We start from the raw sequence: 1,013 nt of genomic DNA, 5'->3' as shown, positions 1-1,013 counted from the left end.
GTCGATAAGTGTACATACCCGCGAGGGCAAGAAAAACCACCCTCAGAAAACGTGGCGTCACTTTTGATCAATGACCAAAAAATTGTGGCTTATCAGCGCGTTATTACGGGGGATCGGTGGAGGAAATTTGCAGAAACTCGCAGGAAACTTCCAGCTACGAATATCGTTCAAACCCCGAAAAACCGCCCGTATGACACCCCGACGATTTCCAGCATGGCCCCGACGATGTTATGGGTGAGTTATGGCAGACCTCAGTGCCCAACCCTAAAACACCGGAATATCCGTAGGATCAGCACCCGCAGCCCAATCATGAGACGCTGCAAAACCAGCAACCATCGGCAAAAAACGAGGCGCCGCATAGCCGCGCACGGCATACGCAGTCGCCACCGCATCCGCGGCAGCCTCCAGACGAGAGGTCGGAATCAGCGCCATCACCGCGCCACCAAAACCACCACCCACAATACGGGCACCCAGCGCGCCCTGATCCAGGCACACCTGCACCGCATCATCAATCTCCGGGCGAGAAACACGCAACTCATCACGCATCGACACAAACGACTCCGTGAAAATACGGCCCGCTTCCTCAAAAGCCGCGAAACCAAGCTCGTCAGCATGCTGCAGCAGATAGCTCGCACGACCCACCAGAGTCATATCGTGGAATGCATGACGCACCCAACCGCGCGGGAACGAACACGGACGACCCGCATCCTCCAGGGCGTCCAGAGCACGATTCACCGAAGAATCCACCAAATCAGCACGCCACGCCTTCGCCGCGCGCGCATCCATACCCGCGCAGGACAAGTCCTCCGGCAACGCATCACGCAAAAAACGCAGGCCCAAAGCGTCAGTGCACGCCTCAGACGCCGCACGACGAGCCGCAAAACCGCCATCCGTCAGTTCATGCGGAGTGTTCGTATCAATCACCAAAAAACTCAGGCCATGCTGGGCAATATCCACTGCAACCGGCTCAATCGAAAAATCACGGAAATCAACCACCAGCGCCTGCTCCGGAT

General features: G+C 57.0%; 1 pseudogene. It reads right to left on the bottom strand.

What is annotated here, in order from left to right:
- Positions 1-264 precede the first annotated feature (264 nt).
- Positions 265-1,013: pseudogene (locus tag Q0216_RS09670) on the bottom strand (galactokinase); the annotation flags it as partial.

It is taken from the genome of uncultured Rothia sp. (genome assembly GCF_937976295.1).
Lineage (GTDB): Bacteria > Actinomycetota > Actinomycetes > Actinomycetales > Micrococcaceae > Rothia.
The sequence above is the reverse complement of the archived record's forward strand: the minus strand, read 5'-3'. Positions and strand labels throughout refer to the sequence as shown.